Genomic DNA, 215 nt, shown 5'->3' with positions numbered 1-215 from the left:
AAACAAGATGGAGCCGCGGCTTGCCCCGCTGCACCGGGCGAAGGACATCATGGGGGAGCCGAACAAGGCGTTCCCGATCATCCATGTAACCGGTACCAACGGCAAGACCTCCACTGCCCGCATGATCGAGGCGGGGCTGCGCGCACACGGGCTAAGCACCGGGCGGTACACCAGCCCGCACCTGGCCAAGGTGACCGAACGGATCAGCATCGACG

At 65.1% G+C, this 215-nt stretch carries 1 protein-coding gene; it reads left to right on the top strand.

Annotated features, from left to right (window positions below; all coding sequences use genetic code 11):
• On the top strand, positions 1-215 hold a 215-nt coding region (locus QCD75_RS22135), incomplete at both ends, for a Mur ligase family protein (RefSeq protein ID WP_301231667.1).

Origin of the sequence: Arthrobacter sp. PsM3 (assembly GCF_030433895.1) — a bacterium.
Lineage (GTDB): Bacteria > Actinomycetota > Actinomycetes > Actinomycetales > Micrococcaceae > Arthrobacter.
This window is presented reverse-complemented; position numbering and strand designations above follow the sequence as displayed.